We start from the raw sequence: 23,723 nt of genomic DNA, 5'->3' as shown, positions 1-23,723 counted from the left end.
TCAGCGCTCGATCGGCCGGCGGGTACGGGCCCGCTTCAGCTCGAAGAACCCGTCGGTGCCGGCGACCGCGAGCACTCCGTCCCAGAGCCGGCCCGCCGCCTCGCCGCGCGGGGCGGGAGCCACCACCGGCCCGAAGAAGGCGTGCCGCTGGCCGTCGACGGTGACGTGGATGGTGGGGGTGCCGAGGTCCTCGCCGACCGGTTCCAGGCCGGCGTCGTGGCTGGCCCGCAACGCCTCGTCGTGGTCGGTCGACTCCGCCGCGTCGGCGAGGTCGGCGGCCAGCCCCACCTCGGTCAGGGCCGCGCGGTACAGCTCCGGCCCGATCGGCGCGCGCTCGTGGTGGATCCGGGTGCCGAGCGCGGTGTAGAGGTCGCGCAGCACCTCGTTGCCGTACTTCTGCTCGGCGGCGACGGCCAGCCGCACCGGGCCCATGCCGGGCTTGAGCCACTCCCGGTACCACTCCTCCAGACCGTCGCGGCCGTCGTTGAGCAGGGACAGACTCATCACGTGGAAGCGGACGGTCACCGGGCGGACCCGTTCCACCTCCAGCAGCCAGCGCGAGGCGTTCCAGGCCCACGGGCAGCGCGGGTCGAACCACATGTCGGCGGTCGTCATGGCGAAAGTTCCAGTCCTTCGGTGCTCGCGGGAGAGGGTCACGGCAAGCCTGACGGACCGATCGGCCCACCGGCAGGGCCGATTTTCGTCGCAACGACTGGGCCGATTCGACCGCGTGGACGGCGGCGCGGGCCGTGGGCCGCTCCCGCTCGGCGGAGGGGGCGCCGTCGGCGGGCGGCGTTTGGCCGTCGGGGCCGGGGGAAGACCGTGCGCCCAGGGCCGATTCCCGAGGAGCGACGATGGCGGACGCAGGACGGGCCAGGAAGGCCACCGGGGCGCGCAAGGCCCCGATGAAGCGGACGGCGGCGGCGAAGAAGGTGGCGACGGCCACGAAGCGGGCCTCCGGGGCGTCCGCGGCCAAGTCCCCGGGTGAGAAGCCCACGCCGACGACGGCACGGGTGGCCCGCAAGAAGGACACCTCCGCCACGGCGGCCCCCGCCCGCGCCCGGAAGGCCCCGGCCACGGGCGCGCCGGCGAAGAAGGCGCCCGCGAAGAAGACGGCGAAGGCGGCCGCGACCCGCGCCGGCGCGGCGGCCAGCAGGACACCGGGCCGCAAGGCGACGACCATGGAGTCCTTCGGCACGCGGCGGACGGCACGGACGAGCGGCCGCTGACCGGCGCGCGCGTCGTCGGGCTGAGCGGCGACCGGCGCGGCGGTTGCCGTGACCGGCGCCGGGGCGGCGGATGCCCGCCCGGATCCGGACGCCGCACGGCCGGGGCCGGGGTCCGGCCGCCGGCCGCGGCGGACCGTCGGCCAGAATGGGCCCGTGGCGACCAGACCCCGCCGGAGCGCGGCCGACGACCGGGACCGGCCCTGCCCGTGCGGGTCCGCCCAGCCGTACGCGCAGTGCTGCGGCCGGCTGCACCGGGGCGAGGCGGACGCGGCGACCGCCGAGGCGCTGATGCGCTCGCGGTACACCGCCTTCGCCGTCGGCGACGCCGCGTACCTGCTGCGCAGCTGGCACTCCTCGACCCGGCCGCGCCGGCTCGACCTGGATCCCGGGCAGCGCTGGACGGGGTTGCAGATCGTCGACGCCGACCGGGGCGGGCTGTTCGACGCCACCGGCGTGGTCGAGTTCCGCGCCCACTTCCGTGCCGGGGGCCGGCCCGGGACGCAGACCGAGCGGAGCCGGTTCGTGCGCGAGGACGGGCGCTGGGTCTACCTGGACGCCGAGTCCGCCTGACCGGCGAGGGCGTGCCGGCCGGGACGGCCGGGAGTTAGGATGACCCCGGCGCGGTCCCGCGCCGCACCTTCCTCCCGGCGCTCACGCCGCCGGCCCGGCGGAGGCAAAGGGGGCTCCGAGCCCTCGGGACGCGGTGCCACATGCCCCACTCCGGCGGGGTCGACGGGAGCGTGAGTCCCTGCGACCGCGCCGTCGACAGGGAGCATGTGATGACGAGTCAGCGCGCCTTCAAGGCCCGGGTCCGCGCCCGGATGGACAAGACCGGCGAGAGCTACACGACCGCCCGCCGGCAGCTGCTGGCCCGGTCCGCCGACGTGCCCACCGGGCAGGAGCCCACCGGGTCCACCGGGCAGGAGCCGACCGGGTCCGCCGAGCCGGCCGCCCCCGACGGCACCGGTCCCGCTGCCGTCCCGCCGGCCGGGGCCGTCGAGGCGGGGACCGCCCCCGCGGGCGACGCCACGGCCACGGGCACCGGGAGGCAGACCGAGCGCGTCTCCGACGCGCTGGTGCGCGAGCGCACCGGGCGCGGCTGGGACGAGTGGTTCGTCCTGCTCGACGCCTGGGGCGCGACCGGGCGTACGCACGCCGAGATCGCCCGCTGGCTGGTCGACACGCACGGGGTCGCCGGCTGGTGGGCGCAGAGCCTCACCGTCGGGTACGAACAGGCGCGTGGCCTGCGCGCGCCCGGGCAGCGGCGCGGGGGCGGCTTCTCCGCCGCCGGGAGCCGGACGGTCGCCGTACCGGTGCAGCGGCTCTTCGACGCCTTCGCCGACGACGCGCTGCGCCGGCGGTGGCTGCCCGACGCGGCGGTGCGGGTCCGTACGGCCACCGCGCCGAGGACGTTCCGGGCCGACTGGGGCGACGGGTCGACCCGACTCGTGGTGGGCTTCGTGGCCGTGGACGCGACGAAGTCCCGGGTGTCCGTCCAGCACGAGCGGCTGAGCGGGGCGGAGCAGGCGGCGGAGCTGAAGGCGTACTGGCGGGACCGGCTCGCCGCGCTCAAGCACCTCCTGGAGGATCCGGCCACCGACACGCCGCTACGGCGTACCGACGGCTGACCGGCTCGGCCGCGGGGCGGGCCGGGTCCGACCCGACGGCCGGCCCGGGTGGCGCCCGGTCGCGGCGCCGGGGCGCGGCGACCGGGCGACGCCTACCGGCCGGCGGCGACGTCGGTCGACAGGCCGAGCCCGTCGACCGCCGCCGAGACGAGCTCGTCCGGCGTCAGCGACACGTCGAGCACCAGCACCGACTCGTCCGGGTGGGGCCGTTCCAGGGTGGCCAGCTGCGACCCCAGCAGGCTCGCCGGCATGTAGTGCCCCGCACGGCGGGCCATCCGCTCCCGGATCACCTCGGCCGGCCCGTCCAGCAGGACGAACTCGACGTTCGGCGGCCCGTCGCGGAGCACGTCGCGGTAGGACCGCTTGAGTGCCGAGCAGGCCAGCACCGTCGAGACGCCGTCGGCGGCGCGGTCGGCCATCCACCCGGCCAGGTCGCGCAGCCAGGGCAGGCGCGCGGCGTCGTCCAGCGGCACCCCGGCCCGCATGCTCGCCACGTTGGCCGGCGGGTGGAACTCGTCCGCCTCGGCGAAGGTCAGTCCGGTACGGGCGGCGATGCCCAGGGCGACGGTCGTCTTGCCGGCCCCGGACACCCCCATCACGACCACGTGCCGCGTCGGCGCGCCCGCGCGGCGCTCACCAGTCATGGACGGTGCCGTCCTGGAGCCGGTTGAACGGCAGGTAGGCCGGCACGTACGGGAACTTCGCGGCGGCCTCCTCGTCCAGTTCGACGCCGAGCCCGGGCTGCTCCCCGGGGTGCAGGTAGCCGTCGGTGAAGGTGAACGACTGCCGGAACACCTCGTTGGTGAGCGCCCCGTGCCGCATGTACTCCTGGATGCCGAAGTTGTGGATGGCCAGGTCCAGGTGCAGCGCGGCGGCCATGCCGACCGGCGAGATGTCGGTCGGGCCGTGGATGCCGGACTTGATCTGGTACTGGGCGGCGAAGTCGAGCAGCTTGCGCATGGCCGTGATGCCGCCGGTGTGGGTGACGGCGGAGCGGACGTAGTCGATGAGCTGCTCGCGGATGAGGGTCTGGTAGTCCCAGACCGTGTTGAAGACCTCGCCGATCGCCAGCGGCGTGGTGGTGTGCTGGCGGACCAGCCGCAGCGCCTCCTGGTTCTCCGCCGGGGTGCAGTCCTCCAGCCAGAACAGGTCGTACGGTTCGAGGGCCTTGCCCAGCTTGGCGGCCTGGATGGGGGTCATCCGGTGGTGGCCGTCGTGCAGCAGCGGCAGCTCGGGGCCGAACTCGTTGCGGACCGCCTCGAAGACGCCGGGCAGGTGACGCAGGTAGGAGCGGGTGTCCCAGTCCTCCTCGGCCGGCAACGGGGTGCGCTGCGCCGGCTCGTAGTCGTAGCGCTTGCCGTCGACGCTCGGCTGGGCGGCGACCCCGTACACGGCGTTGATGCCCGGCACCGAGGTCTGCACCCGGATGGAGCGGTAGCCCTCCTCGAGGTGCCGGCGGATCGAGTCGAACAGCTCCGGCAGGTCCCGGCCGGAGGCGTGGCCGTACGCCATGATGCCGGTGCGGGACGCCCCGCCGAGCAGCTGGTACAGCGGCATGCCCGCGGCCTTGGCCTTGATGTCCCACAGGGCCACGTCCACCGCCGCGATGGCGGCCATCGTGACCGGTCCCCGACGCCAGTACGCCGACCGGTAGAGGAACTGCCAGGCGTCCTCGATGCGGTGCGCGTCCCGGCCGATCAGCAGGGGCACGACGTGGTCGCGCAGGTACGAGGCGACGGAGAGCTCACGTCCGTTGAGGGTGCCGTCGCCCAGGCCGGTGAGGCCGTCATCGGTGGTGATCTTCAGGGTGACGAAGTTGCGGTCGGGACTGGAGACGATGACGTCAGCGGCGACGATCTTCACGGGGTGCCTTTCTTCCAACGGGGTGTGGCGGCGGCTAACGGAGGACGCTTCCCGCCTCGTGGCCGTCGATGAGGGACAGTTCGGCGCGGCGCGGCAGCCCTTCGCAGTCGCCCCGACTGGAGACCGCGAAGGCGCCGAGGGTGACCGCCCGCCGCAGCCGACCGGCCAGGTCGAGCCCGTCGAACCAGCCGGAGAGGTAGCCCGCCGTGAACGCGTCCCCGGCGCCGACGGTGTCGACGGCGGTCACGGCCAGCGCCCCGACGTGCTCGACCCCGTCCGGGGTGTGCGCGCGGGCGCCGTCGGCGCCCAGCTTGACCAGGACGGTGTGCACGCCCCGCCGGAACAGGTCCGCCACGACGGCGGGCTCGTCGACGCCGGGGTCGCCGACGAGGTCGAGTTCGTCGGCGGAGGCGATGACGGTGGTGGCGTACCCCGCCAGCGGGGTGAGCACCTCGCGGGCGGTGTCGCGGGACCAGAGGCGGGCGCGGTGGTTGACGTCGAGGCACACCGGGATGCCCGCCGCGACGGCCGCCTCGGCCGCCCACCGGGTGGCCTCCCGGGCGGTGTCGGACAGCGCCGGGGTGATCCCGGTCAGGTGCAGCGTCCGCGCGCCGGCGGCCAGCGGCGCCCGCAGGTCCTCGACGCGCAGCGCGGAACCGGCCGATCCGGCCCGGTGGTACTGCACCCGGGTCACGTCGGCGGTGCGCTGTTCAAGGAACATCAGGCCGGTCGGCCGGTCGGGGTCCCGGGTCACGCCGTCGACGCCGACGCCCTCGGCGCGCAACTGCCGCAGCGTGTACTCGCCGAACTCGTCGGTGCTCACCCGGCCGACCCACGCGGCCCGGTGGCCCAGCCGGGCCACCCCCACCGCCACGTTGGACTCGGCGCCGGCCAGGTGCGTGGTCAGCGGTCCCCCGGCGGCGAGCGGGCCGGCCGAGCGCAGCGACACCAGCGCCTCGCCGACGGTGAGCAGGTCAGGTGCGGTCATGACGCGGTCGACTCCCGCACCGCGGCGAGGTAGGTGCGCGCCCGCGCGCGCAGGGCGTCCAGGTCGCCGCCGGAGGCGGCGTCGCCGACCAGGGGGCCGCCGAGGCCGACCGCGATCGCGCCGGCCCGGAAGTAACCGGGCACGTCGGCCAGGCCGACGCCGCCGACCGCGACGAACGGGATGTCCGGGAACGGGTCGCGCACCGCCCTGAGGTACGCCGGGCCGCCTACCGACGCCGGGAACAGCTTGATGGCAGAGGCCCCCATCCGCATCGCGGTGTACGCCTCGGTGGGGGTGAGCGCCCCGGCGGCGACCGGGAGGCCGCGGCGGGCCGCCTCGGGGATCGACTCGACCACGGCCGGCGTCACCACGAACTGCGCGCCCGCGGCGGCCACGTCGGCGACGTCGGCGGTGGTGAGGACCGTGCCGGCCCCGACCAGCGACCCGGCGGGGGCCGCCGCGCGCAGCGCCTCGATCGCCCGCGCGGCGTCCGGCGTGGTGAGGGCCACCTCGACGATGCGTACGCCCTCTTCCAGCAGGGCGGTGCCGGCGGCGACGGCGCCGGCGGTGTCGGTGCCGCGGATGACCGCGAGGATGCGGGCGTCGGTGAGTTCGGCGGTGAGGTTGACGGTCATGTGATCACCATTCCGCGTAGGAGCCGTCGGGGTGCCGCCAGGTGGGGCTGCGCCACGCGTGCCCGCGCTTGTCGGCCGTCCGTACGGCGTGTTCGTCGATCTCGATGCCGAGGCCGGGTGCCGTGAGGCGCTCGACGTACCCGTCGACGAACGTCAGCGGGGTCTTGTCGACGCAGTAGTCGAGCACCTCGGCGCCGAGGTTGTAGTGGATGCCGATGCTCTGTTCCTGGATCAGGTAGTTGGGCGTGGCGAAGCCGACCTGGAGACAGGCCGCGAGGGCGATCGGCCCGAGCGGGCAGTGCGGGGCGAGCTGCGCGTCGTACACCTCGGCCAGCGCGGCGATCTTGCGGACCTCGGTGATGCCGCCGGCGTGCGAGAGGTCCGGCTGGGCGACCGCGATGCCGGCCTGGAGCACCGGCAGGAACTCCTGCCGGTTGTAGAGCCGCTCCCCCGTGGACACCGGCGTGGTGGTGGCGCGGACGAACTCGCCGATCAGGTGCGAGTTCTCCGGCACCACCGGCTCCTCCAGGAAGAACGGGCGGAACGGCTCGAGCAGCGGGGCGACCCGGCGGGCGGTGGCCAGGGTGAACCGGCCGTGGAAGTCGACCGCCACGTCCCGCTCGTCGCCGAGGACCTCGCGGGCGGCGGCCACCCGCGCCACCACGGCGTCGAGTTCGGCGACGGACGCGACGGCGCTCATCCGGCCGGAGGCGTTCATCTTCACGGCGGTCAGGCCGGTGGCGACGGCGGCGGCGATCTGGTCGCGGACCTCGCCGGGCTCGTCGCCGCCGACCCAGCCGTAGACCCGGATCCGGTCGCGGACCGGGCCGCCGAGCAGCTGGTGCACCGGCGCGCCGAAGTGCTTGCCGGCGATGTCCCAGAGCGCCTGGTCCAGCCCGGCGACGGCGCTGGCCAGGATCGGCCCACCGCGGTAGAACGAGCCCTTGGTCATCACCTGCCAGTGGTCCTCGATCCGCAGCGCGTCCCTGCCGACCAGCAGTTCGCTGAGCTGCTCGACGGCGGTGCGGACGGTCTCGGAGCGGCCCTCGCAGGTCGCCTCGCCCCAGCCGACGATCCCGGAGGACGTCTCGACCCGGACGAACAGCCAACGCGGCGCGACGAGGAAGGTCTCCACCCGTGCGATCGTGGTCATGGTGTCCCTCAGCCCTTCGTGGCGCCGGCGGTGAGGCCGGAGACGACGTACTTCTGCACGAACAGGGCGATCAGCATGATCGGCAGGGTGACCACGGTGGCCGCCGCCATCAGGCCGCCCCAGTCGATGCTGGCGTAGCCGACGAAGTCGAAGATCGCCACCGGGAGCGTCTTGGTGTCGGCCCCGGAGAGCACCAGGGCGAACATGAAGTTGTTCCAGGAGAAGATGAACGACAGGATGCCGGCGGTGGCGATGCCCGGCACCGACAGCGGCAGGGTGATCCGACGGAACGCGCCGATGTGGGTCAGCCCGTCGACCAGCGCCGCCTCCTCGAGCTCGGTCGGCAGGCCGTCGAAGTAGCCCATCATGATGTAGACGATCAGCGGCAGCGACACGAACATGTGGCTGAGGATCAGCACGGTGAACCCGCCGACCATCTGCAGGTTCGAGAAGACGTAGTACCAGGGCACCAGCAGCGAGACGCCGGGGATGACCCGCGCCATGAGCACGACCAGCGCGGACTTCTTCATGTTGAAGCGGCTCATCGAGTACGCGGCGGGCACCCCGAGAAGCAGCGACAGCACGGTGGCGGCGAGCGCCACCCAGAGGCTGTTGCCGATGAACTGCACGTAGTTGGCCTGCTGGAGCACGTTGGTGTAGTTGTCCAGCGTCGGGGAGAAGGCGAACGCCTTGTCGGTGTCGTAGATGTCGACGTTGGTCTTGAACGACGCGGCGATCATCCAGATCAGCGGCGCCATCAGCGACAGCACGACGAGGACGAGGGCCACCGTCCGGAAGATCTTGTACGGCCTGCGCAGCTTCATCGGTCCAGCCCCTTCTTGCGGTAGGTCAGGGCCCACATCACCCCGATGATGATCAGGAAGAAGATGATGAGGACGGTCGATGAGACGCCGTAGTCGTTGTAGTCGAAGCTGAGCCCGTAGGCGTACACGTTGAGGGTCTCCACCTCGTGGAACGACCCGCCGCCGCGTCCCTTGGTGGCGTAGAGGATGTCGAACGTCTTCAGGGCGTCGATGCCGCGCAGCAGGATCGCGACGATCACGGTGGGCATCAGCAGCGGCAGGGTGACGTGCCGGAACCGCTGCCAGGTGCTGGCGCCGTCGATCAGCGCCGCCTCCTGCGGCTCGTCGGACAGCGACGTCAGGCCGGCGAGCAGGATCAGCACGACCATCGGGGTCCACTGCCAGATGTCGATGAACATCGTCGTCGGCAGGGCCGAGCTCTGCCCGGAGAGCCAGGGCTGGGGGCCGATGCCGACCCAGCCGAGCACCTGGTTCGCCATCCCGATGTTGGGGTCGAAGATCAGCCGCCACATCATGCCGACCGCGACCGGGGTGGCCACCAGCGGCAGGAGGATCGCGACCCGGACCCACTTCTCCCCGCGGAACGGCCGCCACAGCAGCAGCGCGATGGCCATGCCGAGGACGATCTCGAAGAAGAGCACGACGCCGGTGAAGAGGGCGGTACGCCACACGGCCGGCCAGAACCGGTCGGTGTCACCGAGCACGTCGAGGTAGTTCTGGAAGCCGATGAACTCGCTCTCGGCCCGCACCGATCCCTCGGCGTCGGTCAGGCTGAGGTACCCGGTCCACGCCACCGGGAAGACGATCAGCACGGCGACGAACAACATGGCGGGCGCCGCGAAGAGCCACTTGCGGTGCTCGTTGGCCCAGCGCGACCAGGCCGAGGTCTGCGGGGACTCCGGGCGCGCCTCGAACGATCTTTTGACTGGTGTGGTGACGGCTGACATGAGCTCTCCGGGGGTGGGTCAGGGCCAGCGTCCCGACGCGGGGTGGCGGAGCCGGTCGGCTCCGCCACCCGCGCCTCGGGCTACTTCGCCTCGTCGTCGAGGAACTTCTGGAACGCCTCGTTCGCCGCGTCCGCCGAGGCGGCCGCGTCCTTGCCGGTGATCGCGTCGACGATCGGCTGGCCGACGATCTCCCGCGCCTCGGCGACCTTCACGACGAGCGGACGGTCGTGGCCCACGCCGTTGGCGGTGCTGACCGTGGTGGCCTCGGCGAGGTCCTTCGGGTAGGTCGCCGCGCCCTCCGGGTTCTCCCAGACCGAGGTGCGGGCACCGGGGACGCCGGCCTTCTGCTGCGCCAGCGCCTGCTCCTTGCCGGCGGCCCACTGGATGAACTTCCAGGCGTTGTCCTGGTTCTTGGACGCCTCGTTGACGCCGAGCGCCCAGGAGGGGATGTTGTACGGCTTCGAGCCGGCCGGACCGGCCGGGAAGGCCGCGAACCCGACGGTCTCGGAGACCTTCGACTTGGTCGGATCGGTGGCGTTCTTGTAGAGCGAGTTGGCCTCGGTGTAGAACGCCGCCTTGCCCTGCGTGAAGATCGCCATCGCCTCGGACCAGCTCATGTCGGTGCTGATGTTCTCCGGGCCGTGCTCACGCAGCAGCCCGCCGTAGTACGCGTACGCCTGCTTGGCCTGCTCGGTGTTGACCGACGCCTTGCCGCTGGCGTCGACGAAGTCGCCGCCGAAGCTGTAGAGGAAGCTGGAGAACTGGGTGACCGCGGCGGCCTTGCCGGTGCGGGAGACGAAGCCCGCCACGCCCGGGTTGTCGGCCTCGACCTTCGCCGCCTGCGCCTTGAGCTCGTCGAGGGTCTTCGGCGGGGCGGTGAAGCCGGACTTCTGCAACAGGTCCTTGCGGTAGTAGAGGACCTCCTGCTCGGTGATGATCGGCACGCCGACCACCTTGTCCTCGTACGTGGTGGCCTGCACGGGGCCCGCCTGGAAGTCGCCGAACTCGAACGCGCCGTCCGACTTGGTCTTCTCGGTCAGGTCGGCGAGGTACTTGTTCTTGGCGAACAGCTTCCCCTCCTGCAGGGGCCGGTACATCATCACGTCGAGGTCGGTGGACCCGGCGTTCAGCTTGACGTTGTACTGGTCGGAGAGCTGGTCCTCGCCGAGCTGGGTGACCTCCACCTTCAGGCCCGACTGCTTCTCGAACTCCGGCAGGGCCTTCTTGATGTTCTCCGTCCACACGTGGTTGACCAGCGTCACGCGCACGGTGTTCGAGCTGCCCGCGTCGTCGCCGCCACCGCAGGCCGACAGGCCGAGGGCGAGGACCATCGCCAGGGAAGTCCCGATTACTGATCGACGTCTCACGTCCATCTCTCCTTATGCCGAAGCCGAGGCCGTGGCCGCCGCCCTTCGCCCCCCGACGGGTGGGCCGCCACCTCGCGGTTTACATCCGCTTAACTTCGGGATGCTAGGCCGAAAAAGCAGACTTATACAAGGGGTAGATCCAACTGATATGATCCGCCGCGTGAAACAGTCCTCCCCGGGGGTTGCCGCCGCCCAGCTCGCCCCTGTCGAGGCGGGGCTGCACGCACGGGTCCTCGACCACCTCGGCACGGCCATCTGCGGCGGCGAGCTGGCACCGGGGTCGGTGCTCAACATCGACGACCTGGTCGAGCGCTACGCCGTGTCCCGCTCGGTCGTCCGGGAGGTGCTGCGGGTGCTCGCCTCGATCGGGTTCATCGAGGCCCGCCGCCGCGTCGGGGTCATGATCCTTCCCCCGGACGCCTGGAACGTCTTCGATCCCCAGGTGATCCGCTGGCGGCTCGCGTCGTCCGGCCGCATCGTGCAGCTCCGCTCGATCACCGAGCTGCGCACCGCCGTCGAGCCGCACGCCGCATGGCTCGCCGCCGAGCGGGTCGGTCACGACGAGGCCAGCGACCTCGTCGGCCTCGCGGCGAAGATGTGGGCCGCCGGCAAGGCCGGCGACGAGGAGCGCTTCCTCCAGCTCGACATAGAGTTCCACCGGCGGGTGCTGGTGGCCTCCGGCAACGAGATGTTCGTCCGGCTGCAGGACCTGGTCGCGGAGGTGCTCACCGGCCGGCACCAGCACCACCTCATGCCGCACCACCCGCACGAGCAGGCCCTCCAGCTGCACGCGGAGGTGGCCCAGGCCATCCAGCGGCGCGACGGCGAGCGCGCCCGCAAGGCCATGGTGCAGCTCATGGAGCAGGCCTTCGACGAGATGAGTTCGATCTGGGAGCAGACCGGCGAACCCGCCGGCGCCTGACGCGGTCGATGCGGACGGCCCGGCGGCGGTCGCGTCGACCGCCGCCGGGCCGCGGGTCAGCCGGCGCGGCGCCCCGCCACCACCCGATCCGGCCGGTGGCGGGCCGACCGGCGGGCGCGGGTCACCAGGAGCAGCGCGACGAACAGGTACGGCACGGCGGCCACCGCGAAGGCGACCCCGTTGCCGGCCCCGGTGGCGAGCAGACCGTACCCGGCGTAGACGGCGATGATCGTCACGTCGGTGGCCATCCCGGCGAGCGAGGTGACCGTGGCCCGGCTGCCGCCGGTGATCCGGGCCTGCAACCGGGCCTCGGCGAGCACGGTGGCGACCTGGAAGCCGCAGAACGCCGCCGCGACCAGCACGAAGCCGACCGGGCGGGCGAGCAGCGCCCCGGCGGCCAGGGCCACGGCCGACACCGCCAGCAGGCCGGCGTACCCGCGGGTGGTGAGCCGCTCCCCCGCCGGAGCGAGCAGGCCGCCGACGCTGACCCCGATCCAGGTGAGCAGGAGCAGCAGCGGCACGGTCGCCTCGGCGACGCCGGTGTCGCGCGCCAGCAGCGGCGTGTACTCGTCGAGGGCGCCCCAGACCGCCGCGACCGCCGCGACCAGCAGGACGGCCGCGCGGACGGCCCGGTCGGTGTGCGCCTCGGCGAGCCCCGCGCGCAGGCTCGCCCACCAGCCGAGGTCGTCGCCGTCGTCCTCCGCCGACGCGGCCGCCGCTGCGTCCTCGACCGTCTCGACGTCCGGTTCGCCGCCCCGCCCCACCTGCTCCGCCCCGGCGGCGCAGACCACGCCCGGGCCGGCCGGGGCGGCAGCGGGGACGTCGGCCCGGCGTCGGCGGTGTTCCGGGAAGCCGGTGGCCACGGCGGCGGCGAGCAGGCAGGCCAGCACGCTGGCCGCGCCGACCGCCGCATAGCCGCCGAGGGCGAACACGGGGCCGGCCAGGACGATCGAGGCGAGCACGCCGAGTGTCTCGGCCGTCCTGGCCCGGCCGATGGTGCGGGCGTACCGGCCGGCGGCGTCGAGCCGGTCGAGCTCGGTGAAGACCAGCGCCTCCAGCGCGCCCGAGGCGAGCGCCCCGGCGGCGCCCCAGAGCACGAAGCCGACGGCGAAGGCCGGGTACGAGGGGACGAACACCCAGAGCGCGAAGCCGCCGGCGGCGACGAGCGGGGCGATGACGAGCAGCAGGCGCCGCGAGACGGCGTCGGCGAAGGCGCCGGAGGGCACCTCCAGCAGGATGCTGCTGGCCGACCAGATCACGAACAGCGAGGAGATCTGCCAGACCGACAGGCCGGTGTCGCTGAACAGCAGCGCGTACAGCGGGTAGAGCAGAACGAGTTCACCGAGGAACGCGTAGCCGTAGAGCGTGGCCGCCAGCCGGCGGACACGCGGATCGGGCACGCGCGGAGTGTGGACGGTCATGAAGCCTTCCCGTGGGGACGAAGCGGACGCCGGACGTACGGCGACCGCGGCGGCCCACGGGGGCGACCGTCAGCGGTGCATCAACATCGCCACGTCATGCCGGCGATGATAGACGCCGGCAGGCCCGGACGGCGACGCCCCACCCCGTGACACGCAGCCCCGGGGTGGGACCCGCGCGGGTCCCACCCCGGGGTGCGGTGGCGACGTGTCAACGGCGGGACTTCTCCTGGTCGATCGGCGGGATGACCATGGTGGCCTCGGCGTCCTGACCGGTCGGCTGCGCCGGAACGGTGGTGCCGGTCGAGGTCACCCGGGTGGCGTCCGGGTCGGCGTCGGGCGTGGCCGGGCGCGGGACGACCTGGGTGGCATCCGCGTCGGCCGCCGGGGCGGCCAGGTGGGCGGCGCTGTCGCGACGGCCGGCCTGATAGGCACGGGCGTGCGTGGCGATCAGCTGCGACTCCTGCTCGGCACGGGTCAGCCAGGACTCCCAGCGGCTCTGCATCGGGCGGACCAGCCCGCCGCCGACCCCGACGACGAGGATGCCGCCGAGGGTGGCGAGCACGGCCACCAGCACCGGGGTGGTGACGGCGGTGGCCACGCCGATCTGGTTGAGGGCGGCGATGACGCCGAGGCCGAGGATGAAGACCGAGGCGACGGTGGCCAGGATCCGCCCGTACGACAGACCGCCCAGGGCGCCGCTGATGATGTCCTTGACGGCGTTGGCGATCGCCGCGGCGACCACGACGATGACGATCGCGACGAAGGCGCGGGGCAGCCAGGCGATGACGCCGGCGATGAGGTCCGAGATGGGGTTCGGCCCCCAGATGCCGAACGCGAGTTGGAGGGTCACCAGCAGCACCCCGTAGTAAGCGAGCTTGGCGACGATGTCGCTGGCGTCGTACCGGGAGCGGGCCAGGGCCCGGCGGATCCCGCCGCGCTCCACCGCGCGGTCGAAGCCCACCCGCTCCAGCACCTTGTCCACGATCTTGAGCACGGCCTTGGCGATCAGCCAACCGACCACCAGGATGGCCACGAAGGCCACGGCCTTGGGCAGGAACAGCAGCACCGAGCGGAGGGCGTCCCCCGCCGCGTCGCCGAAGTCGTCTCTCATCGCATCCTCCACACGGACATCCGTTTCGTCGGGCCCGACCTACCCCCGGCACTGAGCAGGGAAACACCGGTCGGCACCGGACGCCCGGGGGCACCACGCGCCGGGTCCGGCGGGTGGCGTCCCGCCCGCCGGCCGCGCGGGTCGGCGGCGTCGGCAGTCGTAGGCCACCGGCCAGGGCACCGGCCGTGGGCAGCGGGGCGAGTCCGCGACGGCGGCGGCGCGCTGAGACCGGCCGGCGCGGGGCCTGCGGCCGGGCGGGCGGCGGCGAGGGTCAGGCCGGCGGGCGGCGGCCGTCGCCGGGTGCCACAGCGGCGGGAGCCGCCGCGGGGGCCTCCGCCACGGGTCCCTGCGCCTCCGCCGGTCCGGTGTCACGGGTGAACTTGTCGAAGAAGCGCAGCAGTTCGACCGGGAACGGCATCACCAGGGTGCTGTTCTTCTCCGCCGCCACGTCCACCACGGTCTGCAGCAGCCGCAGCTGGTACGCGCCGGGTGTGGCCGCCATCGCCCGGGACGCGTCGGCGAGCCGGCGGGACGCCTGGTACTCGCCGTCGGCGGCGATCACCCGGGCGCGGCGCTCGCGTTCCGCCTCGGCCTGGCGGGACATCGATCGCTTCATCCCCTCGGGCAGCGCGACGTCCTTGACCTCGACCCGCTCGATGAGCAGCCCCCACGGCTCCTCCGTCGGCGCGTCGATGACCGCCTTCAGCTCGGCGTTGACCCGGTCCCGGTCGCCCAGCACGGTGTCCAGGTCGGCCTTGCCGATCACCGAACGCAACGCGGTCTGTGCCACCTGGAGCACGGCCGAGGGGTAGTCGCGGACGTTGACCAGCGCCTTCACCGGGTCGACGACCCGGTAGTAGACCACCGCGTCGACGGTGAGGGTGACGTTGTCCCGGGTGATCGCCCCCTGCGGGGGCACGCCGATCACGGTCGTCTGCATGCTGACCCGGACCATCCGGTCCGCGATCGGGACGATCAGCCGCAGCCCCGGCTCCCGGACCGGCGACAGCACCCGGCCGAAGCGGAACACGACGCCGCGCTGGTACTGCTGCACCAGCCGGACGCTCAGCGCGCCGACCAGCGCCAGGAGCGCGATCACGATCACCACGCCGATCACGACGGCTTCCACGGCACCCCCGATCCGCAACGGCTACCCGGGCGGCCCCCTTTCCCGCCACGTCGCGAGATAGTCCTGCCGGCCACCGGCCGGCGCCGGTCACCGCTCCGGCGGCACCGTCGAGGCCCGCGGTGGACCCGGCCAGGAAGGTGAGCGGGCCGCTTCCTGCACGCCGACCTGTTCCGCGAGCACCAGCCCGGCGTCCGCGGCCGCGAGCCGCCGCCCCCGGCCCCGCCACTGCGGCAACCCGTCGATGTGCAGGCGCGCCGACCGCGCGGCCGGTGCCGTCGTCGAGCCCTCTCCCGCCGGCTCCGGTGGCCGGCGACGGCCGCGGTTCAGCGCAACGCGGCGATCGCCAGCCGCGCCGCCCTGGCGATCAGCGCGTCGTCGTACCGGGCGTCCCGGTCGGTCCGGCTGGAGAGGATCGCGAGCACGACGGGGTCGCCGTCGGGGGGCCACACCACGGCGATGTCGTTGCGCGTGCCGTACCCGCCGGCGCCGGTCTTGTCGCCGACCACCCAGCCCGCCGGGACGCCGGCCCGGATGAGCGCGTCCCCGGTGGTGTTGCCGCGCAGCCATCCGGTCAGCAGGGCGCGGTCCTCGGCGGAGAGTGCGTCGCCGACGGCGTACGCCCGGAGGTCGCCGGCGAGGGCGCGGGGCGTGCTCGTGTCGCGCACGTCGCCCGGCCTGGCCTCGTTGAGGGCGGTCTCCGTCCGCTCGGGCTCGGTGACCTCGTCGCCGAGGGCGCGCAGCCTCCGCTCGAAGCCGTCCGGGCCGCCGAGTCGCTCGAGCAGCAGGTTGGCCGCGGTGTTGTCGCTGAACCGCACGGCGGCGTCGGCGAGCCGGCGCAGGGTCATGCCCTCGTCCACGTGCTCCTTCGTCACCGGCGAGTGGGCCACGAGGTCGGCGCCGGTGTAGCGGACGACCTGGTCGAGCTCGGCCGTCGTCGTCTCGTCCAGGACGGCCGCGGCGGCCAGCGCCTTGAAGGTCGACGCGTAGGCGAACCGCTCGTCGGCGCGGTGCTCGACGGTGCGGCCGGATCCCGTGTCGACGACGTAGACGCCGAGCCGGGCACCGAACTCGGCCTCGAGCTGCCGGAAGCCGGCGTCGACCGCGGAGGGGTCGGGAAAGGCCGCGGCCGGGGCCGACGAGGTGGCCCGGTCCGACGCGGGCGCGGAGGGGGTGGCGGTCGTCGCGCAGGCGGCGAGCGGGACGAGCCCGAGGGCGACAGCGATCCGGGCGCTCCGCAGCCGCGAGATCACCATCGTCCGTCGTTCCTCCCGTCGATCCGCGAGCGCGCCGGCCGGCTGCGTCGACGCCGTCGGATCCTCCGGGTGATGCTGCCAGACGGGCAGGGCACGCCGCCACCGCGACGAGGCGGGCCGGCGGACCGCACACCGCCAACCGGAACCACGCCTGCCGGGCAGATCGGTGGATGCCGGACGCCGGACCGGTTTGCTGACTACGGTTACCTCAAGCAGGCCGGCGGGAGGCTGCACCGGCCGTGGGCCGGGCGTCCGGCAGCGGAGGGCTGGCCGAGGAAGGCCGATCGCTGGAGGCGATGCCGGTGACCATGGAAGCAGAGCGCACACTCCGCGCGGACGAGATCACCGAGCTCGGCGAACTCGCCGCGCAGCTGCGGGTGGACGCGATCCGGTGCAGCACCCGCGCCGAGTCCGGCCACCCGACCTCCAGCCTCTCCGCCGCGGACCTGCTCGCCGTCCTGATCTCCCGGCACCTGCGCTACGACTGGTCGGATCCGCACAGCCGCGCCAACGACCACCTGATCTTCTCCAAGGGCCACGCCTCGCCACTGCTGTACGCGGTCTTCAAGGCGGTCGGCGTGATCAGCGACGAGGAGCTGGTGGAGACGTACCGCCGGTTCGGGTCGCGCCTACAGGGGCACCCGACGCCGGCGCTGCCCTGGGTCGACGTCGCCACCGGCGCGCTCGGCCAGGGGCTGCCCGTCGGCGTCGGTATCGCGCTGGCCGGCCGGTACCTCGACCGACTGCCCTTCCATGTCTGGGTGCTGTGCGGCGACAGCGAGACGGCCGAGGGCTCCATCTGGGAGGCCCTGGACAAGGCCAGCCACTACGGGCTCGGCAACCTGACGGCCGTCGTCGACGTGAACCGGTTCGGGCAGCGGGGGCCGACCGAGTTGGAGTGGGACCTGGACACCTACCGACGGCGGGTCGAGGCGTTCGGCTGCCAGGCGGTTGTCGTCGACGGGCACGACCTCGTCGCCGTCGACGAGGCGCTGGGCCGCGCCCGGCAGGCGACGGGCCCGACCGTGGTGCTCGCCCGGACCGTCAAGGGCAAGGGCGTGCCCGAGGTGGAGAACAAGCCGGGCTGGCACGGCAAGCCGTTCAAGCCCGACCTGGCCGAACGCGCCGTCGAGGCGCTCGGCGGCGTACGCCGCATCCGCGTCGCCGGGCCGCGCCCCGAGCCCGCGCCGCCGCGCGCCGCGCCCGCCGGCGCGCCGCCGGAGCTACCGCGGTACGAGCGGGGGGCGAAGGTGGCCACCCGGAACGCCTACGGCGACGCGCTGCGCGCGCTCGGCGCCCGGCCCGACGTGGTCGCGCTGGACGGCGAGGTCAGCGACTCGACGCGCGCCGACCGGTTCGCCGAGGAGTATCCCGACGGGTTCTTCGAGATGTTCATCGCCGAGCAGCAGTTGGTCGCCGCCGCGGTCGGGCTGCGGGTGCGCGGGTACCGCCCCTTCGCGTCGACCTTCGCGGCCTTCTTCTCCCGCGCCTACGACTTCATCCGCATGGCCGCGATCTCCGGGGCCGACATCGCCCTGGCCGGCTCCCACGCGGGGGTGGAGGTCGGCGCGGACGGCCCCTCCCAGATGGGGCTGGAGGACCTGGCGGCGATGCGCGCCGTCCACGGGTCGACCGTCCTCTACCCCAGCGACGCCGTGTCCTGCGCCGCCCTCGCCCGCCAGATGGTCGACCTCACGGGCGTCAGCTACCTGCGGACGACCCGGGGCGCGTACCCGGTCCTGTACGACAACGGCGAGGGCTTCCCGGTGGGTGGCAGCAAACTGCTGCGCGGCGGCGCCGACGACCGGGTCGCGCTCGTCGGCGCCGGGGTGACGGTGCACCACTGCCTCGCCGCCGCGGACAGGCTTGCGGGCGAGGGCGTCCAGGCCCGGGTGATCGATCTGTACTCGGTGAAGCCGCTCGACCGACAGCGGCTGCTCGACGCCGTCCGGGTCACGGGCGGCCGGCTGGTGGTGGTGGAGGACCACTACCCGGAGGGCGGCCTCGGCTCGGCCGTGCTGGAGGCGCTGGCCGACCTCGCCGAGCCGGTGCGGGTGACGCACCTGGCGGTGCGCGGACTGCCCACCTCGGGGACGTCGAGCGAACTCATGGACCAGGCGGGAATCGGGGTGGAGGCGATCGTCGCCGCGTCGCGCGCCGCGCTGTCCGGGCCGCTCGGTGCCGGCAGGCCCCGACCGGCCGGCTGAGCCGGGCAAAGCGCCGCCGCGTGCGCGCCTTTCGCGGTCAGGGCCGGGTCGGGTCGGTGAACAGCGCGCCGACCAGCGCGGCCGGTGCGACGGTGACCGGCCGGTCGCTGACCTGCCCGTCGCCGAGTTCGACGATCCGCCACACCCCGTCGGCGCGCAGCGCCAGGTCAACGGTCACGAAGGGCAGCCCCAGCGCCGCGATCGACGCGCCCAGCGGGCGCGGGTCGAAGTCCGCCGGTGGGGTGTGCGGGCTGTCCGGGTGCGCGCCGATTAGGACGCAGACGCCGTCGACCCACCACGTGCGGACCTCGGCGGTGGTGAACCGCTCGAAGCGGCGCAGCACGAAGCCACCAACGAAGTCGTCGCCGCGCAGATCGAGGAACCGGCTCGCGACCGCCCAGGCGGAATCGCCGTCGGCGAGGTCCGGGATGAACGCCGCCTCGTGCCAGTGGTGCTTCATCGACTTGGTGAAGTCGCGCAGCACCGCCGGCCCGGCGCCGAGCTCCCGCCTCGCCCGGTCGAAGTCGGCGCGCCGCGTCCCGACGCTCCACGTCGTACGCGGCGTCGCCTCGGCGAGGTCGGAATACCAGCCGGGCAGCTCGTGGGCGCGCCGGAACTGCTCGGGGGTCGTCCGGAGCATGACGCCGCGGCCGGCCAGCGCGGCGGCGAAGGCGGCGTACCGCTCGCTGCGCAGCATCCAGCCGCGGTAGACCGCGACGCCCTCCCCCGTCACCCGGGAGACGGCCCGCGGCACGTCGTCGCCCCGGGCCAGCGCGTCGTGGTCGACGATCGCGACCGCGACGCCGGCATCCCGCGCGGCGTCCGCCTCCGGCGCGAAGTGCTCGTCCGGGCGACGCGGCCACAGCGGGTCCGCGGGAACGACCAACATCACCCGGTAGATGCTGCCCGATCGGCCCGGCCGACGCGAGCGCGTTCCAGGGGCGGTGGGGCCGGCGGCGCGGTCCTATCCTGGGCCGATGGAGCTGGAGTTCAGCGGCGAGATGTGGTTCTGGCGGGGCCCGGCGCCCTGGCACTTCGTCACCGTGCCGGAAGAGGGCTCCCACGAACTGAACGCCACGTGCGCGTCGGTGAGCTACGGGTGGGGCATGATCCCCGTCATGGCGCGGATCGGGGCGACCGGGTGGCGGACGTCGCTGTTTCCCAAGGATGGTCGCTACCTCGTGCCGGTGAAGGCGGGGGTACGCGAGGCGGAAGGGCTGACGGTGGGCGACGCGGTCACGGTCCACCTGGTCGTCGACGTCTGACCGGGCCCGACCCTCCCCGGCCGGCCGCTACGGCGCGCCACCCCGGTCGTCGGTGGTGAGTCGGCTCGTGGTGTCGGACCGCCGCCGGTCGGTCGGGGTGGTGCTCGGAGCGCATCGCCTGGCTCGGCGACCGGCTGGCCAGCGTCTCCCGGCGTGGTACTGGGCGATCGGTGTTTGCGCCGCCTCCGCAGTCCACCGCCCCGCCCGGCACCTCCCCTCGCGACGAGGACGGTCATGACCATCAACCGCCGCGCACTGCTCGGAAGGGTCGCCGCCGTCGGCGCGGCCGCCGCGGTCGGGTCGGCCCTGGCCCCCGCCGCGGCGCAGGCCGCGTACTGGAGGGAGCGCCTCACGGGCGCGGACCTGGACACCAAGCACCGGTGGCAGGTCGGCGGTGGGATCGTCTTCGACAGCGCCGCCCGCGTCGCCGGCAACGGGCGGGCCCCGGAGCTGATGCACAACGGCCACAACGGCGTCGGCATCGACGGCCTCTGGGAGGTGACCGTCATCCCCAACGACGGGATCAGCTTCCCCGGGACGGGGCGCCAGCTCGTGTCGTACATGAGTATCGAGAACTGGGCCTCCGCCGGCCAGGCCGGGCCGCACTGGAAGTCGCGCTACGCGGGGCTGGCGTACAGCGACAACGGCAACGACTTCGTCCGTACGCCGCTGAAGTGGTGGCACAACGGCGCCAACACGGACCCGTTCCAGATGTGGACGACGCAGCGCGACGGAGACTGGGTTTACGTGTTCTCGGTGCGCTCCGGCCGTCAGGGCGGCCCGATGATGCTGCGCCGGGTCCGCTGGGACCGGCTGTTCCACCCCGAGTCGTACGAGGGCTGGGGCTGCAACGGCAGCGACTGGGGCTGGGGCCGCCCGGGCACGCCGATCCTCACCGGCCGCTTCGGCGAGCCGCCGGTGCGACGGCTCGCCGACGGCACCTGGGTGATGTCCTACCTCAACTGCGCCACCGGTTGCATCGTCACCCGCACCGCGACCGGGCCGGACCGGGTCTGGACGGTCGAGAAGGTCCAGGTCACCTCGTGGCAGGAGCCGAAACTCTACGGCGGCTTCACCCACCCGTGGTCGAGTCGCGCGGCCAACGACCTGCACCTGATGGTGTCGAAGTGGACCAGGACGCCCGACGACCGCAGCACCGCGTACCACGTCAGTCAGTTCGTCGCGACCGCCTGAGCACGCCCGAGGGGCGGGCCGGGTGAGTCGTCCCGCCCGGACCGGCACCGCGGGAGTCGCCGCCGCCGGGGCGTTCGCGGAGCGTGCCGGATCGTGGTCCGCTACCGCACCAGTCACCCGGCCGGGGTGCGGCAGAAGTCACGCCGGGAACGCACCGTCGGCCTGCTGGAGGGCGCGCGGCCGTCTCGCCCCATGTGGCGCGGGCTGTCGCCTGGTCGTGCGCCCACCCGGCGGCACGGGAGCACGAGTTGATCGGCAGTGACCCGCAGGTCTATCCATCGCCGTCCGGCGCCGCGTCCACACCGGAGCCCGCCGTGAACTCGTAGGCGCGCTCGACACGCGCCACCTCGACACGGTAACTCGCGAGCCACCGCTGCCGGCCGAGCTGCTGGGCCACCAGATGCTCGGGGTTCCGCTTCCAGGCGCGGATCGATTCGGCGTCCGCATAGTAGATGACGACGAGGTCGCTGCCGTCCGGCAGGACCGCTGACTCCCTGCCCAGGTAGCCAGGGTGAGTCTCGATCAGCTCCAACATCCGCTTGTTCATCTCGGCGTAGCCGTCGGGATCGGTCCCGCTCGGCGTGATCGTGAAGACGGCGACATAGTACGGCGGCTCAGGCCGGGCGAAGTAAGGAGTGGTCACGGCTCATGGTACTTGCCCACCCGGCGAATTGACCAACCCCGCCACGCTCCGGCCTCGACCGACCCGCCACGCTGCGGCGTCGTCGGGACGGCCGGCCCGAGACGCCGCGCCGGCCGACCTCGCCACCGCCGGGCCACGGGCCGGCGCGGGGCGGCGGGCGGCGACTCACCGCGGCGCGGCGGGTCGCCTCCCGTCGTCGTCGGCGGCGGTGATGGTGACGTCGAAGACGTCGAGGAGGCCGAGCAGTCCCGCGAGGGCGACGGCCTCGTCGCGTTTCAACGTGATGCTGTGGGTGGCGTCCGGGTCGTCGCCGTCGTGGTAGACCAGCTCACGCCGGCCGCCGGCGTAGTGGGTCACCACGCCGACGCGGCACCCCGCGTCGGTGGTGAACATCCGACGAAAACCGATGCCCGGCAGCGGTGTCAGTTCGACGTCCATCAGAACTCCAGGTGGTGAGGGGGAAGCTGGCGACAGGGCGCGGTGCGGTCGCGGCCGGACGGGGCTCGGCCGGCCGCTGGAGGCGACGGGCGGGCGGCCGCACGGCACCGCCACCGGGACGCCGCGCGGGACCGTCGCCCGGTCAGCCGGTGAGCAGCAGGCGCAGGTCGGCGAGCGTGGCCAGGTGCGGGTCGGCGGGCATCGTGACCGTACGGCCGGTCAGGGCAGCCAGTTGGGCCGCCAAACCGGGCTGCGCGGCGCCGCCGCCTGTGATCAGCAGCCGACGTCGACCCGCGCAGGCCGGGTGGGCGCCCAGGCGTCGCACGGCGGCCGCGATCAGCGGCACCTGGTCGACGGCGTTGGGCACGTCGACGCGCTCGGCCGCCGCGACGCCCCGGTCGGCGATGCGGGCCATCTCGGTGCGCCCGCGCCCGATGTCGATGGCGACGATGTCGTCGCGATCGAGGTCGGCCGGGCAGGCCAGGGCGGCCGCCAGCGGCTCCTCGACGGTGGAGACGCGCCCACCGAGCGCCCGACGGACCACCGCGACCAGGAGGTGCTTCTGCCGCAACGTGGCGGTGGCCGGCACACCGACCACCACCGGGGACAGGTCGCCGCCCGGCCGCCCGGTGGCCGCGGCCACGACCCGCAACAGGTGCACGCAGGCGGCGAGGTCCTCCACGACGCCGTGCCGCACCGGCCACACCAGCTTCGCTCCGCTGGCGGCCCGCAGGTCGATGGCGGCGCGCCCGACGGCGTGGCCGCCGGACGGTATCCGCGCGACGACGGCGGGCTCGGCCACGACCGCGCCGTGCAGCGGGGTCCACACCCGCACCGTCGACGTGCCGAGGTCGAGGGCGAGGGGATGCCGTACGCCGAGGCGGGCGTACGCGCCGGGCGCCAGCATGCTCATCACCCCCGCAGTGGGGCGTTCGCGACGGCGCAGGTCACCGGGTGAGGCGGCCCGTCTCCGACGGACGAGGTGCGGGGAGGCGGGTCGTGACGCGGGGTCGGCATGGTGCTCCAAGCCAGGGGCCGGCGCCGCGCGGCGCCGGGAGGCGGTCAGGCTTCAGACGGCGAACGTCAGCCTGGGCGGAGCGCGGTCCGCCGACCATGCCGGCACGCAACCCGGGACGGCCCGGCGCGTCGACCGGAACACGATGCACAGCCCGATCGCCCGCGCCGCCGACAGCACCATGACCAGCACGGCCAGCATCAGCAGCGCCGGCAGCGAGACCCGCTTGCCGGCGCGGCGGACACCGTGCCGATCCTGCATGCCCGCCACCATAGCCGGGCGAGCTGTTCCCCGGCCATGCCGCCGGCTCGCGGGCGGACACGGAGGGACGCGAGGCCCTGCACCTGTTACGGAACTGTCCCGGAACATCGGCCCCGCAGATATGCCTCTCGATCGCCCGACACGTTCCGCGCCGGCCGCCGGCATCACTCAACCACACATCTAGCTGCTTCTTTCTCCGGCCCGACCGGAAAGCGGCCCGCCATAGCTCT

The 23,723-nt window shown here is 73.8% G+C and carries 25 protein-coding genes; 7 read left to right on the top strand and 18 right to left on the bottom strand.

The genetic code is table 11. From position 1 onward, the window contains the following. On the bottom strand, positions 1-615 hold the full coding sequence (locus ACGF7U_RS25755; protein WP_393110799.1) for a DsbA family protein: 615 nt from the start codon (positions 613-615) through the stop codon (positions 1-3). Between the two features lie 239 nt (positions 616-854). On the opposite strand from ACGF7U_RS25755, the gene ACGF7U_RS25750 reads away from it, so the two are divergent. The 3 genes from ACGF7U_RS25750 to ACGF7U_RS25740 all read left to right on the top strand — a co-directional run bounded on the left by ACGF7U_RS25750 (position 855) and on the right by ACGF7U_RS25740 (position 2,857). Beyond that, positions 855-1,229, top strand: coding sequence for a hypothetical protein (locus ACGF7U_RS25750; protein WP_393110797.1), 375 nt, complete (start codon positions 855-857; stop codon positions 1,227-1,229). Positions 1,230-1,382: 153 nt separating this feature from the next. Continuing rightward, positions 1,383-1,799 (top strand): YchJ family protein, encoded by a 417-nt coding sequence (locus ACGF7U_RS25745; RefSeq protein ID WP_393110795.1) that lies wholly within the window; start codon positions 1,383-1,385, stop codon positions 1,797-1,799. A gap of 209 nt (positions 1,800-2,008) precedes the next feature. After that, the gene (locus tag ACGF7U_RS25740; RefSeq protein WP_393110793.1) at positions 2,009-2,857 is read left to right on the top strand and encodes a hypothetical protein; all 849 of its coding nucleotides are present in this window, start codon (positions 2,009-2,011) and stop codon (positions 2,855-2,857) included. Positions 2,858-2,949: 92 nt separating this feature from the next. Here ACGF7U_RS25740 and ACGF7U_RS25735 read toward each other — a convergent pair whose 3' ends face one another. The 8 genes from ACGF7U_RS25735 to ACGF7U_RS25700 form a co-directional block, all read right to left on the bottom strand. Next, on the bottom strand, positions 2,950-3,501 hold the full coding sequence (locus tag ACGF7U_RS25735) for a gluconokinase (protein ID WP_393110791.1): 552 nt from the start codon (positions 3,499-3,501) through the stop codon (positions 2,950-2,952). After that, on the bottom strand, positions 3,491-4,720 hold the full coding sequence (gene manD / locus ACGF7U_RS25730) for a D-mannonate dehydratase ManD (protein ID WP_393110789.1): 1,230 nt from the start codon (positions 4,718-4,720) through the stop codon (positions 3,491-3,493). The genes ACGF7U_RS25735 and manD overlap by 11 nt, the downstream gene beginning before the upstream one ends. A gap of 34 nt (positions 4,721-4,754) precedes the next feature. After that, entirely contained in the window at positions 4,755-5,708 is a 954-nt protein-coding gene (locus tag ACGF7U_RS25725; RefSeq protein WP_393110787.1) for a sugar kinase, read from the bottom strand. Beyond that, positions 5,705-6,343: a bifunctional 4-hydroxy-2-oxoglutarate aldolase/2-dehydro-3-deoxy-phosphogluconate aldolase gene (locus ACGF7U_RS25720; protein WP_393110785.1), complete on the bottom strand. Its 639-nt coding sequence runs from the start codon at positions 6,341-6,343 to the stop codon at positions 5,705-5,707. The genes ACGF7U_RS25725 and ACGF7U_RS25720 overlap by 4 nt, the downstream gene beginning before the upstream one ends. Before the next feature lie 4 nt (positions 6,344-6,347). Beyond that, complete coding sequence (dgoD, locus tag ACGF7U_RS25715) at positions 6,348-7,496, bottom strand: galactonate dehydratase (protein ID WP_393110783.1); 1,149 nt, start codon at positions 7,494-7,496, stop codon at positions 6,348-6,350. Between the two features lie 8 nt (positions 7,497-7,504). Further along, entirely contained in the window at positions 7,505-8,320 is an 816-nt protein-coding gene (locus tag ACGF7U_RS25710; protein WP_393110781.1) for a carbohydrate ABC transporter permease, read from the bottom strand. Further along, positions 8,317-9,267, bottom strand: a complete 951-nt coding sequence (locus ACGF7U_RS25705) for a carbohydrate ABC transporter permease (protein WP_393110779.1) — start codon at positions 9,265-9,267, stop codon at positions 8,317-8,319. The genes ACGF7U_RS25710 and ACGF7U_RS25705 overlap by 4 nt, the downstream gene beginning before the upstream one ends. A gap of 80 nt (positions 9,268-9,347) precedes the next feature. Continuing rightward, positions 9,348-10,634, bottom strand: a complete 1,287-nt coding sequence (locus tag ACGF7U_RS25700) for an ABC transporter substrate-binding protein (protein WP_393110777.1) — start codon at positions 10,632-10,634, stop codon at positions 9,348-9,350. 160 nt (positions 10,635-10,794) lie between these two features. Here ACGF7U_RS25700 and ACGF7U_RS25695 point away from each other — a divergent pair, with 160 nt between their 5' ends. Further along, positions 10,795-11,556: a FadR/GntR family transcriptional regulator gene (locus ACGF7U_RS25695; protein WP_393110775.1), complete on the top strand. Its 762-nt coding sequence runs from the start codon at positions 10,795-10,797 to the stop codon at positions 11,554-11,556. Positions 11,557-11,612: 56 nt separating this feature from the next. Here the strand turns inward: ACGF7U_RS25695 and ACGF7U_RS25690 are convergent, their stop codons facing one another. The 4 genes from ACGF7U_RS25690 to bla form a co-directional block, all read right to left on the bottom strand. Then, on the bottom strand, positions 11,613-12,977 hold the full coding sequence (locus ACGF7U_RS25690; protein ID WP_393110773.1) for an MFS transporter: 1,365 nt from the start codon (positions 12,975-12,977) through the stop codon (positions 11,613-11,615). A gap of 208 nt (positions 12,978-13,185) precedes the next feature. After that, entirely contained in the window at positions 13,186-14,088 is a 903-nt protein-coding gene (locus tag ACGF7U_RS25685; RefSeq protein ID WP_393110772.1) for a hypothetical protein, read from the bottom strand. Between the two features lie 271 nt (positions 14,089-14,359). After that, complete coding sequence (locus ACGF7U_RS25680) at positions 14,360-15,217, bottom strand: SPFH domain-containing protein (protein WP_393110770.1); 858 nt, start codon at positions 15,215-15,217, stop codon at positions 14,360-14,362. 323 nt (positions 15,218-15,540) lie between these two features. Continuing rightward, on the bottom strand, positions 15,541-16,470 hold the full coding sequence (bla, locus tag ACGF7U_RS25675) for a class A beta-lactamase (RefSeq protein ID WP_393110768.1): 930 nt from the start codon (positions 16,468-16,470) through the stop codon (positions 15,541-15,543). A 308-nt stretch (positions 16,471-16,778) separates the two neighbouring features. On the opposite strand from bla, the gene ACGF7U_RS25670 reads away from it, so the two are divergent. Beyond that, positions 16,779-18,677, top strand: coding sequence for a transketolase (locus ACGF7U_RS25670; protein ID WP_393110922.1), 1,899 nt, complete (start codon positions 16,779-16,781; stop codon positions 18,675-18,677). Between the two features lie 37 nt (positions 18,678-18,714). Here the strand turns inward: ACGF7U_RS25670 and ACGF7U_RS25665 are convergent, their stop codons facing one another. Then, positions 18,715-19,566: an ATP-grasp domain-containing protein gene (locus ACGF7U_RS25665; RefSeq protein WP_393110766.1), complete on the bottom strand. Its 852-nt coding sequence runs from the start codon at positions 19,564-19,566 to the stop codon at positions 18,715-18,717. 88 nt (positions 19,567-19,654) lie between these two features. On the opposite strand from ACGF7U_RS25665, the gene ACGF7U_RS25660 reads away from it, so the two are divergent. Next, entirely contained in the window at positions 19,655-19,942 is a 288-nt protein-coding gene (locus tag ACGF7U_RS25660) for a DUF1905 domain-containing protein (RefSeq protein WP_393110765.1), read from the top strand. 234 nt (positions 19,943-20,176) lie between these two features. Continuing rightward, positions 20,177-21,136, top strand: coding sequence for a DUF4185 domain-containing protein (locus ACGF7U_RS25655; protein WP_393110763.1), 960 nt, complete (start codon positions 20,177-20,179; stop codon positions 21,134-21,136). 271 nt (positions 21,137-21,407) lie between these two features. Here the strand turns inward: ACGF7U_RS25655 and ACGF7U_RS25650 are convergent, their stop codons facing one another. The 4 genes from ACGF7U_RS25650 to ACGF7U_RS25635 all read right to left on the bottom strand — a co-directional run bounded on the left by ACGF7U_RS25650 (position 21,408) and on the right by ACGF7U_RS25635 (position 23,493). Then, positions 21,408-21,779: an antibiotic biosynthesis monooxygenase family protein gene (locus ACGF7U_RS25650; RefSeq protein WP_393110761.1), complete on the bottom strand. Its 372-nt coding sequence runs from the start codon at positions 21,777-21,779 to the stop codon at positions 21,408-21,410. A gap of 165 nt (positions 21,780-21,944) precedes the next feature. Then, complete coding sequence (locus ACGF7U_RS25645; RefSeq protein ID WP_393110759.1) at positions 21,945-22,217, bottom strand: potassium transporter TrkA; 273 nt, start codon at positions 22,215-22,217, stop codon at positions 21,945-21,947. 142 nt (positions 22,218-22,359) lie between these two features. Further along, complete coding sequence (locus ACGF7U_RS25640; protein ID WP_393110757.1) at positions 22,360-23,130, bottom strand: rod shape-determining protein; 771 nt, start codon at positions 23,128-23,130, stop codon at positions 22,360-22,362. A 156-nt stretch (positions 23,131-23,286) separates the two neighbouring features. Then, entirely contained in the window at positions 23,287-23,493 is a 207-nt protein-coding gene (locus ACGF7U_RS25635) for a hypothetical protein (RefSeq protein ID WP_393110755.1), read from the bottom strand. Positions 23,494-23,723: the final 230 nt, after the last annotated feature.

The organism is Micromonospora sp. NPDC047670 (assembly GCF_043204915.1).
GTDB lineage: Bacteria > Actinomycetota > Actinomycetes > Mycobacteriales > Micromonosporaceae > Micromonospora.
The sequence above is the reverse complement of the archived record's forward strand: the minus strand, read 5'-3'. Positions and strand labels throughout refer to the sequence as shown.